Below are 12,121 nucleotides of genomic sequence, written 5' to 3'. Positions count from 1 at the left end.
ATAAAATAATATAAACTATTTGTTTAAACCTATTAATTTATTTAAAAAGGGGAAGATAATATGATTAAAAATCAAGAGGTTATCTTTGGAATTATATCTGCTATATTCATAATAATATATTCTGCATCATACATACTTTCTGATATATATTTGATAGTAAATTCTAGAACTTTAAAATCAAATATAAATAAAGTACTCCCTACACTTAGTAAGCTAAATACACCTTCGCTAATAATATCACTTGCATGTTTAATACCTCATATTTATACATTAAAAACTAATTTTTATATATTTGATAGTAGCTCTATGTTATTATTTGTATTGTTTATGGCAACTTGCACAAAGTTAAATTTTTTAAATAAATTAAAAATAAAACAATACTCATCTATAATTGCTTATTTATTAATAGTAAGTTTATCTGTTCATATCTTTTTCAGATAAAAGTTCATTCAATATAACAAAAAGGGATTAAGTTTTACTTAATCCCTTTTTACATTCTAAATAAAAGTGGTTTGATATACTATTTTATCTATATATAAAAACTATTAAAATATGTTTTTTTGATATTGAATATATTTTTGTTGAACTTCTTTCATTTTCTTTTTCATTTCTATTTGAAGAGTTGATGCTGTTTCATAATCTTTAATTTCTATAGAATCTTTTATTCTTGTAAATAAAGATTTTTTATTCATTGTATCTTTCATTAAATAATGTTTTATATAGTTTATCTCTTCCCATAAAACTTCATCTAAAACATCCATATCATCATTTATATGTAATTTTCTTAAACTTCTTATTATATCTATATTATCTTGTATAATTCTATTTTTAAGCTCTTTTTTCCATTTGTCTATAGCCCCTACTTTAAATGAGTCTATTATTTTATCTGAAAATACATTTCCTTGAGTTAATGATTCTAACTTATAGCTTTGAGTTTCTAAGTTTTTCATATTTTCATAAACAGTAGCAGGTGGTGTTGAAAATCTTTGATTTCTTTCTTCTTCTTCATAATCTTCAAACACATTATTTTCATCCCTATAAGCTCTGCTTTTTTCTAAGTAAAAACTTTCATCTCCTACATCTTTTGATAGTTCTTTTTCTAAATCTTTTATATCTAATTTACTTTCTGCCACAGCTTTTATACCATGAAGAATAGTTTGATATCCTCCAGCTATTACTAAATATGTATTAGATAATGGATTTGGGGATCTTAGCTCAAATCTTGTAGCTAAAGAGCTATTAATATCTCTTATAAGACCTACTAATATTGATCTATTTCTAGATGGAACTTCATATGAATGTCCAACTGATGTAACTATACATATAGGAGCCTCAAATCCAGGAACTAGTCTATTAAATCCATCATTAGATGAAGTTACAAAAGGATTTAATACCTCGTAGTTTCTAAGCATACCCATTAAAGCTCCATATCCAAATTTAGTTGTATAATCGCTTTTCATATCCTGTGGTGAAAATAAATTAACTATCTTTCCATTTTTAAGCTTTACGCTAACTCCAAAATGAATATGTTCTCCACTTCCTGCAACGCTATCTAATGGTTTTGCTTTGAAAGTTACTTCTAAACCATTTCTACAGAAAACATCTTCTATGACTTCTCTTGCTAATAATTCATTATCTGCACATTGAAGTGGTGTTGAATATTTCCAATCTATTTCTAATTGTTCCATTGCATGATTAGTTTTTCCATCTATACTAATAGAACTTGTTATCCCTCCAACTTCTTTATGACCCATCTCTGGCTCTAATCCTAAATTTTGAAGCATTATTAAACTATTTTCTAAACAAGTTCTTATAATTCCTTTTGTTCTTTTCCAATATTGTTCTTTTAAACTTTGAGATACATGAAGTGCTTCTATATCCGCTTTATCTTCTGGTGTGTTTACCCAAAATTCTAGTTCTGTTGCAGCTGTTAGATTTATGCTTTCTATTTCGTCTATACTACTTATTCCCAGACCTTCAAGCATATGAGGATATGCTTGTATTACTTGCATTATAGACTCTTTTGTATATTGTTCTGACTTTTTTAAAATCCCTCTAGAGCAAACTCTTTTTCCTTCATGTAATAAAAATGCTGGTATTTTTAAAGTTCCTATCGGTAAGTTGCACTTATTACACATATTTTCCATATTATAATCTATATACCAAATAGCATCATTATCTGGCATTAAATCAACTTTTGCATTGTTTAATGTTGCTATATTGTATAATTCAACACTAGAACCATCAGTTTGTATCCCTGAATTTAAAAATCCTGTAATATCATCTAGAAAGAGTTCTATAGGTATTTTTTCATCTATAGCATTTCCACCTAGATCAACTCCCATCAGAGATACAAATTTTATATTTTCATGTTGAGACAATAGTTCCTTTAAATCTTTTTCATTGTGACTATGTTTTTCAATAACATATAATAAAGATTGCATTTTTATCCCCCAATTCACTGATTTTATTTTATGATTTACAAATTATGATGTTTTTTTAAATCAAACACTTTTAATTCGCAATATAATTTATATTATTATAATATATTTGTATTTTGTTCGCAATATATTTAATTTTTTAAATTTACTTAAAAATCCTGTGTATGATTTTTTTTTTACATAGGGTATACTAAATTAATAACCAAAAATTTTTAGGAGAGATTCGTATGGAATATATAGTTTTCGATTTAGAATTTAATCAGGGGTTTGATAAAGAAAATAACAAAACATTTTCTAACGAACAATGCCCTTTTGAAATAATACAAATAGGAGCTATAAAACTTGATGCTAATTTTAATATAATAGACAAATTTAGTAGTTTTGTAAAACCCAATATATATAAAATCATTCATCCATTTGTTGGAAAAATGACTCATATAACATTGGATAAAGTGAAAGATGCACCTTCTTTTTCAAACGTATATAAGGAATTTAGAAAGTTTATTTCTAGCAAGTCTAGTATAATGTGCGTTTGGGGTTCTGGAGATTTAAAGGAGTTATACAGAAATATAAATTATTACTCACTTCCTTCAAAAGGATTGCCCCAGTTATATATAAATGTTCAGCAGTATGCATCATCGTACTTTAATAATCCAACTGGCCAAAGTATAGGTCTTCAAAATGCTATACAAATTTTACAACTTGAACAAGATAAAGCATACCACGATGCTTTAAACGACGCTTACTATACAGCTTTAGTTTTAAAAAATATCTACGATGAAAATATAGTTGCAGATACTTATGTATATACACCTATTAAATCTAATAGAACTAGATCTAAATCAGTTAAAAAGAAAGTTAACTACCTTGCTTTATTTGAAGAATTTAAAAAGATACTAGGAAGAGATTTAACTTCAGATGATAAGAAACTTATAGATTTAGCTTATAAGATGGGGAAAACTAATCAATTTTTAATAGATGATATACCAGCTCCAACGCCTAAAGTTTCACCTAAATCCAGTAAGAAAAAATCAAAACATGGTTTTAAGTATAAAAAAAGAAGATAAGTCCTAATTTTAGGACTTATCTTTTTTATGCATTTTTATGCATTCAAAAATAACATTTTTATATTTTCATATTGCGCAAACTCTACAACATCTATTGGTTTGTCTTCATTTCTAAATTTACTTTCTTTTCCTACATATACATTTACATTTCCAACTTGATTGTATACTTCATCTATAATATTTATAAAATCTTCACTTTTTAAGCTTTCTCCTTTAGACTTTATAAATACTACACTTTCATTATCTTCATTTCTAACTATAGACTCTATTCCAAACAAAAGACTCTCTTCTTTTATATAAACAACTTCAGCTCCTAAAGCTACCCCTTTATTTACTTTTTCTTTAAGCTGTACTATATTCATAATACCCTCCTTTATTTAACGGTTTATTAAATTATATTAAAGGTATTATGATTTTATGTTTTATTTTATGACTAACTCAACTGGGCAATGATCAGAACCTAGTATTTCCGTATGAATATCTGCTGATATCAGTCTATCTTTTAACTTATCAGATGCACAGAAATAATCAATTCTCCATCCAGCATTATTGTTTCTAGCATTAAATCTATATGACCACCAGCTATATACCCCTTCTTTATCTGGATTAAAAAATCTATATGTATCTATAAACCCCGAATTTAAAAAATCTGTAAATTTATTTCTTTCATCATCTGTAAATCCAGCATTTTTTCTATTTGTCTTAGGATTTTTTAAATCTATCTCTGTATGAGCTACATTTAAATCCCCACACATTATAACAGGTTTTACCTCATCTAATCTATTTAAATAATCTCTAAAATCATCTTCCCACTTCATTCTATAATCAAGTCTTTTTAAACCCTGTTGTGAATTTGGAGTATATACTGTTACGAAGTAAAAATCTTCAAATTCTAATGTTATAACTCTTCCTTCGTTATCATGTTCTTCTATTCCTATTCCATACTTAACATCTAATGCCTTATTTTTTGAAAATATAGCAGTACCTGAATAACCTTTCTTTTGAGCATAATTCCAATAATCATAGTATCCTTCAAGGTCTAAGTCAATTTGACCTTCTTGAAGTTTTGTTTCTTGCAAACAAAATATATCTGCATCTATTTCTTTAAAAAACTCCATAAAACCTTTAGTTACACAGGCTCTCAGGCCGTTTACATTCCAAGATATAAATTTCATTTTTTTCTCCTTTGTGTCTACATAAATTTTATTTTTTTTGCAAAGTCTTGTGGCTTAGTTGAAGATACATATATTCCATTACTTACTTCAAATCCTCCAAAGTTATATTTTCTAGGAATTACATGGAAATGCAAATGAAATAAATCATCATTTTCAAATCCCTTTGGATGTGCATGCATACATAAATTAAAAGGCATATATCCACATTCATTGTATATTTTCCCAAATACTTCTTTAAAGATATAGGCAAGTTCATTTAAGTTTAATTCACTTAAATCTTCAAATTTAGAACTATCTTTGCATATTATTCTAACTTCATTGTTATACATTGATGCATACGGAATTAAAACCACAAATTTTTCTCCGTTGTACACAACTCTCTCATTTAAAGTTAACTCTTCGTTTATAACTTTCTCATACAAACTTTCTTTTTTACTTTCATAGTACTCTTTTAGTATATCTACTTCATTTTTTATATATTTAGGTATTAAAGACATAGAAATAATTTGCGAATGAGGATGAGCTAAAGATGCTCCAGCCTTCTTAAGAAAGTTCTTAAATATACTAATATATACAGTATCTTTGTTTTCTATATACTCTTTATACCTATTTTGGTATGTTAGAAACATATTTTTAAATTCAACTTCATTCATGTTGTAAAAAGAACCATTGTGTCTGTATGTATCTATAATAACTTCATGAATTCCACTTATACCTATAACCCCTTTTTCTATTATTGGATATTTATTATAAATAGATTTGCATATCCATCCAGAATCACCATTTATTTGAAAAGTCGTCCCTGCTGAAAGTTCTTCATTTCCTCTACAAAAAGGGCATTTCTCTTCATAAATATTAGCTAATTCTTTTTCATCTTCAATTTTTTTCATATCAGTCGGTCTACCTGTTCTATCAGGCGCAAATATAATTACATCTCCACTAAATAAATCTACCCTTAAATCACTCAAATTCAACACCTCTATCCAGAGTATTTATTAATTAATTAATTTTTTAATATATACTTAATATAATATTTTCAAAATACTATTTTGCTATAATATTTTTTGTAAATCTATAGTTATAATTTTACATATTTTATCACAGATTGTAAATCTTATAAAACCCTTATAATATCTGAAAAAACTGAGTGCTTTTTACCTTCGTTTATGATATTATTCTCTTGTAAGGGGATTTTACATATTTTTCATAATACAGGGGGTATTAAAAATGTACTTTTCTAATAGAGTTGTTTCTATGCAATCTTCACCTATAAGAAAGTTAGTTCCTTATGCAACTGCTGCTAAGGAAAAAGGAATAAAGGTTTATCATTTAAACATAGGTCAACCTGATATAAAAACACCTAAAGGTTTTTTTGATGCTGTTAATACTTTTAATAGTGATGTTTTAGAGTATGCTGTATCTCAAGGTTTACCTGAGTTAATAGATGCAATGATTGATTATTATGCTACATATGATATGCATTTTGAAAAAGATGAAATACTTATAACTAATGGTGGTAGTGAAGCTTTATTATTTTCCATGATGGCTATTTGTGATCCTGGTGACAACATTTTAGTGCCTGAACCATTTTATACAAACTATAATGGTTTCAGCTCTTGTGTAAACGTTTTTGTAAAACCTATAACTACTCATCCAGAAAATGGATTCCATCTTCCAAGTAAAGAAGAAATTTGTTCTAAGATTGATAAAAACTCTAAAGCAATACTTATATCAAATCCAGGAAATCCAACTGGAACTGTTTATACAAAAGAAGAAGTTCATATGTTAGCTGATATAGCAAAAGAAAATAACTTATGGATAATCGCTGATGAAGTTTATAGAGAATTTGTTTATGATAACTTAGATTATATAAGCTTTGGAAATATAGAAGAAATAAAAGATAGAGTAATAATAGTTGACAGCGTCTCAAAAAGATATAGTGCATGTGGAGCAAGAATAGGATCTTTAGCTTGTAAAAATAAAGAGTTCATTGCTCAGGTTTTAAAATTATGTCAAGGAAGATTGTGTGTATCTACTCTTGATCAGATAGGATCTATAGAATTGTACAAAACTCCTAATACTTATTTTAAAAAAGTTAATGAAGAATATGAAAAAAGAAGAGATGTTTTATATAGTGAGTTAATGAAAGTCGAAGGAGTAATATGCGAAAAGCCAACAGGCGCATTTTATATACTTGCTAAATTACCAATAGAAAATGCAGAAGATTTTGTAATCTGGATGTTAAATGAATTTGATGTAGATGGAGAAACTGTTATGGCTTGTCCTGCTGAAGGATTCTACGGAACTGAAGGATTAGGTAAAAGCGAAATAAGACTTGCTTATATATTAAATGAACATGATTTAAAGAAAGCTGCAAATATTTTAAAGCAAGGTCTTGAAAAATATATGGAAGTTAAAAGTGATTTAGCAACTAATAACTAAATTTAAAATAGACTAATCATTTGATTAGTCTATTTTTTCGCCACTTTTTTTCACTTATTGTTAACTTGTCTCTTAAATTGGGTGCTTATGCACATAACCTAGCTTTCTTTTATAAGTATATCTTCTAGGTTTTTTATAGAATCCATAAATTTGTTACGATCTTCTTCATTTAATTCTAAAAATCTTGATTCTAATCTAGTTCCTAATGCTTCTAAAAAGTCTTTAGCTATCTCTTCGCCTGAAGTTGTTAAATTTAATATATATTTCCTTCTGTCTCTTGAATCTCTTGTTCTAGTTAGGTATCCCTTTTTAGTTAAGTCATCTACCATAGTAGTAAGACTTCCTTTTTCTATATTTAATTTTTCGCATAAGTCCGTCATTGTTATTTCCCCATTATTATTTATGAATACAAGTGCTCTTAATTGTGTTCTGTTTACATTTATATTTGCGGCATACTCTTTTAAAGACTCTAAATATAAACTAGCGTGTATCTTAGGAAAAGTTTTTGATACGAAGTCTATAATGTCTTTTATTATTTCATTCATTTCTTCACCTCCACCCCCTTAAAAGTATTGTCAAATTCTAGTTTACACTAATTCCTTTGTATAGACAACACCCAAAAACAGCAATCTGATTGCGTTGCAATTTTAACATTATTTTTCAAATTTGATTTTATTTTCTAACTCTTTCTACATTTTTCTACATTTAAACTATTTACAAAATTAATTTTTTATAATATAATTGAATCATAACCGCAAAACGCGGGAAAACAATAACAAGCATTTATTTATTTTAATCAACGAGGAGGAAAACTTTTTATGATGCAAATTATAACGAGTACGGCACTATTATTAGTTGTACTGGCATTATTCACTTTATTCAGTTACAAAGCACCTCACGGTATGAAAGCTATGGGTGCACTAGCAAGTGCTGCTTGCGCAAGTTTCTTAGTTGAAGCATTCCACGCTTCATTATTTGGACAACAATTCGGAATCTCTTTCTTAGAACAAGTTGGAGCTGCAAACGGTAGTTTAGGCGGAGTTGCTGCTGGTATATTAGTACCATTAGCTTTAGGAGTATCTCCAGTTTATGCAGTTTTAGTTGGTTTAACAGTTTCAGGATTCGGAATACTTCCAGGATTCGTTGCAGGATACTTAATATCATTCGTTGTTAAGTTCTTAGAGGAAAAAACTCCTGCTGGTCTTGACTTAATAGTTATAATATTAGTTGCTGCTCCATTATCAAGAGCAATAGCTATGTTTATGAACCCAATAGTTAATGATACATTAATGCAAATAGGACAAGCTTTAACAGCTGCTTCTACATCTTCTCCAATATTCATGGGTATAATACTTGGAGGATTAATAACAGTTGTTGCTACCGCTCCATTATCATCAATGGCATTAACATCTATAATAGGTTTAACTGGTCTTCCAATGGCAATAGGTGCATTAGCAGTATTTGGTTCTTCTTTCATGAACTTCGTATTCTTCTCTAGAATGAAGTTTGGTGATAAGAAAGATACTATAGCTGTTGCTATAGAGCCATTAACTCAATCAGATATAATATCTGCAAACCCAATACCAGTATTCACTACTAACTTTATAGGTGGAGCATTATCAGGTGTTGTAGTTGCTTTAATAAGTACTTACGTTGCACCTCTTGCAATAAGTGTTCCAGGTATGGCTACTCCAATAGCTGGTTTCGCTGTAGCAGTTGGACAAAACGGAACTCCTGCTTTAATGGCTGCTGCTGGATGTATAGTAGTAAGTATATTCGCTGGATTCTTAGGACATACAATATTCAAGAACTACAAAATAGTTACTGCTGATGTAATACGTGGTAACGGAAATGACGAAGATACTGCTGCTTAGTCAGCATATTATAAAAGCACATCATATGATGTGCTTTTTTTATGCGCAAAAAATTTCAATGTCCAGTTTTGTTGATTCTTCTATTTGAATCTCGTTAAAAACTTCTTTCATTACAGGCTCTTCCCCTTGTCCTCCGTATATAAATATACCTAAAACAGTAACACAACAAAGCGCATATAACTTCATAATTCTCCCCTCCCACATAAATTGTATACTAATCGCAATCAATTGACTACAAATACACTAAATATAATGGTAATTTTTTAACAAATTATCATTTTGACTAGCATATCTCAAATTTCATTAAGCGTAAAAAAGCATAAGTACAATGACCTATGCCTAGTTTCTATCTTTTAAATTTATATCACTTATCTACCTGACACAAAATACACTTAAAATTCCTGGACCTGCATGAGCTCCTACACAAGAGCCTACATCTACTGTTGAAATGCCATTAGGATTTAACTCCTTAGTTGCAATATCCTTTAATTTGCTCATATCCTGATTGCAGTCACCATGGCCTATAGCAATTTCTTTTCCTTCTCCACAATATTCTTTAGCCATATCTACCATTTTAGAAAATACATGCTTCTTTCCTCTTACTTGCGCCACTGGTGTTACTAACCCATCTTTAACTTCTAATATAGGCTTTATTCCTAACATATTACCTATAACGGCCTTAGATGATGATATCCTCCCACCTCTTTGCAAGTATTTTAAATCATCTACAGAAAATACTACATACATATTTTCTTTCATATATTCTAATTGCTTTAAAATATTTTCTATACTAGCGCCTTCTCTAGCCATTTGTGCAGCTTTAACAACTTGCATACCACAACCATATGAAAAATTCATAGTATCAAAAGTATATATTTTACCATCCGTATCATTTTTAGCCATTATTGCACTTTGACATGTTCCCGTAGCCCTAGATGATCCTGATATATATAAAATTTCTCTACCTTCATTTACAAATTTATCAAATACAGATTTAAATTGAGAGTATGTAGCTTGTGATGTTTGAGGTAATTTCCCATCTCTCAGCATATCATAAAATTCTTTAGGCTCTAGATCTATACCATCTCTATATTCTTTATCATCAAATCTAACCGTCAACGGAACCATTTCGATATCATACCTATCCCTTAACTCTTTTGATATATCAGATAAACTATCACATACTATCTTTAAATTATTCATTGTAACTCCTCCTTTGTTTTGAATTTTCTAAAAAAAGCAGATTTTTTCTTTATTAAAAATCACTTTTATCGAGTCACCTATAATTGTATTTATATCATGTTTCTTAATATTCATATAAATAACAGCTGCATTACTAAACTTCTCATTTTTTATTCCAATAGTAAAGTCAAAAGGATTTTCTGTAATATTTATAACTTCCATATAAATCTCATCACTCCTTCTATTATCACTAATTTTTATATCATATTCGCGTATACATACATATTGTAAATTTTTATATTGATTTGCATTGTGTATATTAATATTTAAATTCCAATCTATTGCATAAATCAAATTATCATTTATAAATTTAAATCTTGATATATTTTTAAACCCAGTTAGTTTTGCTTCTTTTATAGATTTTGGATTATTGAATAATTCATATTTATTTCTTGTTACTACTCCAACACCTTCATCATATACAACTATATCCTCACAAACTCTATAAGCTTCATTTATATTATGCGTTACAAATATTGTACTCCCTTTATATCTGTTCAGTATAACTCTTAAGTTTTCTTCAATTTCATCTCTTAAATGGTAATCTAACGCCGATAATGGTTCATCTAAAAGCAATATATCTGGTTCTTTCGCTAAAGCTCTTGCCAATGCTACTCGTTGCTGTTGCCCCCCTGATAGTTGATTTGGTAAATTATTTTTTACTTTTTCTAAATTAAAATCTTCTATGTATTTATTACAAATTAACTTTTTATTTTTTTTATCTATATTCCTTAATCCTATTTCTATATTTTCATATACAGTCATATTAGGAAATAACGCATAGTTTTGAAATACAAAACCAACATTTCTTTCTTGAGGTTTTAAATTTATATTTTTTTCTGAATCATATAAAATCTTGTCATTTAAAGTAATTCTACCCTTATCTGGATTTTCAAGCCCTGCAATGCATTTCAAAGTCATACTTTTCCCGCACCCAGACTCCCCTAACAATCCTGTGATTTTATTTGTTTGGTCTATAAATACCTTTAACTTATAATTGCTTAAAGTTTTTTCTATATCAACATGTAAAGACATTTCAATTCCCTTTCCCAAATTTTTTATCTCTAGATTTAGATATAAAATTTGATATAGTTATTACAATCGCCGAGATTCCAATGATAATCATAACCCAAATCATAGCTTTATTCATATCCCCACTTTCAACGGCAAAAAATATTGCAATAGGCATAGTTTGAGTTTTTCCAGGTATATTACCAGCAATCATAAGTGTGGCTCCGAACTCTCCAATAGCTCTTGCAAATGATAAAATTACAGCTCCGATTATACCTGGATATGAGATCGGTAACATTATTTTCATAAATATTTCCTTCTCACTAAGCCCTAACGTCTTTGCTGCAAATATCATATTATTATCGATTTGTTCAAATGAACTTTTTAAACTTCTATACATTATAGGAAAAGATACGATGACCGCTGAAATTACAGTAGCTGTCCATGTAAATATAAGATTTATATCTATCGTTTTAAGGATCATTCCTACAGGCCCATTTTTTCCTATTGTAATTAATATAAAAAAACCTACTACAGTAGGTGGCAATACAAGCGGCAAAGTTAATATAGTATCAATTAAACTCTCATATCTTCCTTTGTACCAAAATGTTTTATAAGATATAGCCATACCTAATATAAAAGTTATTATAGTTGCTACAACTGATGTTTTTATAGATATAATTAAAGGCGAAATATCCATGTTATGCTCCATTCTAAAATATTAAAAGATTATAAAATTTTTTAATAACCTTTTTATGTTTTATTAATTTATACTTTTTATTATATATTTAGCTTATTCCTTAGTCAAATATATGCGTTTGTTTATATGTTTTTACATTTTACGACATTTTACCTATGTTATAAGTACT

General features: G+C 28.4%; 13 protein-coding genes. 4 read left to right on the top strand and 9 right to left on the bottom strand.

Features of this window, described 5'->3' with window-relative positions:
• Positions 1-60 precede the first annotated feature (60 nt).
• Positions 61-441 (top strand): hypothetical protein, encoded by a 381-nt coding sequence (locus ACRDDE_RS13665; RefSeq protein ID WP_438628139.1) that lies wholly within the window; start codon positions 61-63, stop codon positions 439-441.
• Between the two features lie 104 nt (positions 442-545).
• Here ACRDDE_RS13665 and ACRDDE_RS13660 read toward each other — a convergent pair whose 3' ends face one another.
• On the bottom strand, positions 546-2,444 hold the full coding sequence (locus ACRDDE_RS13660; protein WP_438628137.1) for a glutamine synthetase: 1,899 nt from the start codon (positions 2,442-2,444) through the stop codon (positions 546-548).
• 224 nt (positions 2,445-2,668) lie between these two features.
• Between ACRDDE_RS13660 and ACRDDE_RS13655 the strand changes: the two genes are divergently transcribed.
• Positions 2,669-3,508, top strand: a complete 840-nt coding sequence (locus ACRDDE_RS13655) for an exonuclease domain-containing protein (protein ID WP_438628135.1) — start codon at positions 2,669-2,671, stop codon at positions 3,506-3,508.
• 35 nt (positions 3,509-3,543) lie between these two features.
• Here ACRDDE_RS13655 and ACRDDE_RS13650 read toward each other — a convergent pair whose 3' ends face one another.
• From ACRDDE_RS13650 to ACRDDE_RS13640, 3 genes are read right to left on the bottom strand one after another with little or no spacing between them, the layout of a single operon-like run.
• Positions 3,544-3,870: a hypothetical protein gene (locus ACRDDE_RS13650; RefSeq protein ID WP_438628133.1), complete on the bottom strand. Its 327-nt coding sequence runs from the start codon at positions 3,868-3,870 to the stop codon at positions 3,544-3,546.
• Between the two features lie 60 nt (positions 3,871-3,930).
• Positions 3,931-4,683, bottom strand: coding sequence for an exodeoxyribonuclease III (locus tag ACRDDE_RS13645; protein ID WP_438628131.1), 753 nt, complete (start codon positions 4,681-4,683; stop codon positions 3,931-3,933).
• A 17-nt stretch (positions 4,684-4,700) separates the two neighbouring features.
• On the bottom strand, positions 4,701-5,651 hold the full coding sequence (locus ACRDDE_RS13640; RefSeq protein WP_438628129.1) for a galactose-1-phosphate uridylyltransferase: 951 nt from the start codon (positions 5,649-5,651) through the stop codon (positions 4,701-4,703).
• 259 nt (positions 5,652-5,910) lie between these two features.
• Between ACRDDE_RS13640 and ACRDDE_RS13635 the strand changes: the two genes are divergently transcribed.
• Complete coding sequence (locus ACRDDE_RS13635; protein WP_438628127.1) at positions 5,911-7,125, top strand: pyridoxal phosphate-dependent aminotransferase; 1,215 nt, start codon at positions 5,911-5,913, stop codon at positions 7,123-7,125.
• A 98-nt stretch (positions 7,126-7,223) separates the two neighbouring features.
• On the opposite strand, the gene ACRDDE_RS13630 is transcribed toward ACRDDE_RS13635, so the two are convergent.
• Complete coding sequence (locus ACRDDE_RS13630; protein ID WP_438628125.1) at positions 7,224-7,670, bottom strand: MarR family winged helix-turn-helix transcriptional regulator; 447 nt, start codon at positions 7,668-7,670, stop codon at positions 7,224-7,226.
• 273 nt (positions 7,671-7,943) lie between these two features.
• Here ACRDDE_RS13630 and ACRDDE_RS13625 point away from each other — a divergent pair, with 273 nt between their 5' ends.
• Positions 7,944-8,999, top strand: coding sequence for a PTS sugar transporter subunit IIC (locus tag ACRDDE_RS13625; protein WP_438628123.1), 1,056 nt, complete (start codon positions 7,944-7,946; stop codon positions 8,997-8,999).
• Between the two features lie 39 nt (positions 9,000-9,038).
• On the opposite strand, the gene ACRDDE_RS13620 is transcribed toward ACRDDE_RS13625, so the two are convergent.
• The 4 genes from ACRDDE_RS13620 to modB form a co-directional block, all read right to left on the bottom strand.
• The gene (locus tag ACRDDE_RS13620; RefSeq protein WP_438628121.1) at positions 9,039-9,185 is read right to left on the bottom strand and encodes a hypothetical protein; all 147 of its coding nucleotides are present in this window, start codon (positions 9,183-9,185) and stop codon (positions 9,039-9,041) included.
• A 186-nt stretch (positions 9,186-9,371) separates the two neighbouring features.
• The gene (locus ACRDDE_RS13615) at positions 9,372-10,202 is read right to left on the bottom strand and encodes a DegV family protein (RefSeq protein ID WP_438628119.1); all 831 of its coding nucleotides are present in this window, start codon (positions 10,200-10,202) and stop codon (positions 9,372-9,374) included.
• A 27-nt stretch (positions 10,203-10,229) separates the two neighbouring features.
• Positions 10,230-11,276: a sulfate/molybdate ABC transporter ATP-binding protein gene (locus ACRDDE_RS13610; protein WP_438628117.1), complete on the bottom strand. Its 1,047-nt coding sequence runs from the start codon at positions 11,274-11,276 to the stop codon at positions 10,230-10,232.
• A gap of 1 nt (position 11,277) precedes the next feature.
• The gene (gene modB / locus ACRDDE_RS13605) at positions 11,278-11,952 is read right to left on the bottom strand and encodes a molybdate ABC transporter permease subunit (RefSeq protein WP_438628115.1); all 675 of its coding nucleotides are present in this window, start codon (positions 11,950-11,952) and stop codon (positions 11,278-11,280) included.
• Positions 11,953-12,121: the final 169 nt, after the last annotated feature.

The sequence above is a fragment of the Paraclostridium sp. genome, assembly GCF_051656405.1.
Taxonomy (GTDB): domain Bacteria; phylum Bacillota; class Clostridia; order Peptostreptococcales; family Peptostreptococcaceae; genus Paraclostridium.
This window is presented reverse-complemented; position numbering and strand designations above follow the sequence as displayed.

Excerpts from the sequence above, each read along its gene's own strand:
- ACRDDE_RS13665 (WP_438628139.1), top strand. The coding sequence starts at position 61 with ATGATTAAAAATCAAGAGGTTATCTTTGGAATTATATCTGCTATATTC.
- ACRDDE_RS13660 (WP_438628137.1), bottom strand. The coding sequence starts at position 2,444 with ATGCAATCTTTATTATATGTTATTGAAAAACATAGTCACAATGAAAAA.
- ACRDDE_RS13655 (WP_438628135.1), top strand. The coding sequence starts at position 2,669 with ATGGAATATATAGTTTTCGATTTAGAATTTAATCAGGGGTTTGATAAA.
- ACRDDE_RS13650 (WP_438628133.1), bottom strand. The coding sequence starts at position 3,870 with ATGAATATAGTACAGCTTAAAGAAAAAGTAAATAAAGGGGTAGCTTTA.
- ACRDDE_RS13645 (WP_438628131.1), bottom strand. The coding sequence starts at position 4,683 with ATGAAATTTATATCTTGGAATGTAAACGGCCTGAGAGCCTGTGTAACT.
- ACRDDE_RS13635 (WP_438628127.1), top strand. The coding sequence starts at position 5,911 with ATGTACTTTTCTAATAGAGTTGTTTCTATGCAATCTTCACCTATAAGA.
- ACRDDE_RS13630 (WP_438628125.1), bottom strand. The coding sequence starts at position 7,670 with ATGAATGAAATAATAAAAGACATTATAGACTTCGTATCAAAAACTTTT.
- ACRDDE_RS13625 (WP_438628123.1), top strand. The coding sequence starts at position 7,944 with ATGATGCAAATTATAACGAGTACGGCACTATTATTAGTTGTACTGGCA.
- ACRDDE_RS13620 (WP_438628121.1), bottom strand. The coding sequence starts at position 9,185 with ATGAAGTTATATGCGCTTTGTTGTGTTACTGTTTTAGGTATATTTATA.
- ACRDDE_RS13615 (WP_438628119.1), bottom strand. The coding sequence starts at position 10,202 with ATGAATAATTTAAAGATAGTATGTGATAGTTTATCTGATATATCAAAA.
- ACRDDE_RS13610 (WP_438628117.1), bottom strand. The coding sequence starts at position 11,276 with ATGTCTTTACATGTTGATATAGAAAAAACTTTAAGCAATTATAAGTTA.
- modB (WP_438628115.1), bottom strand. The coding sequence starts at position 11,952 with ATGGATATTTCGCCTTTAATTATATCTATAAAAACATCAGTTGTAGCA.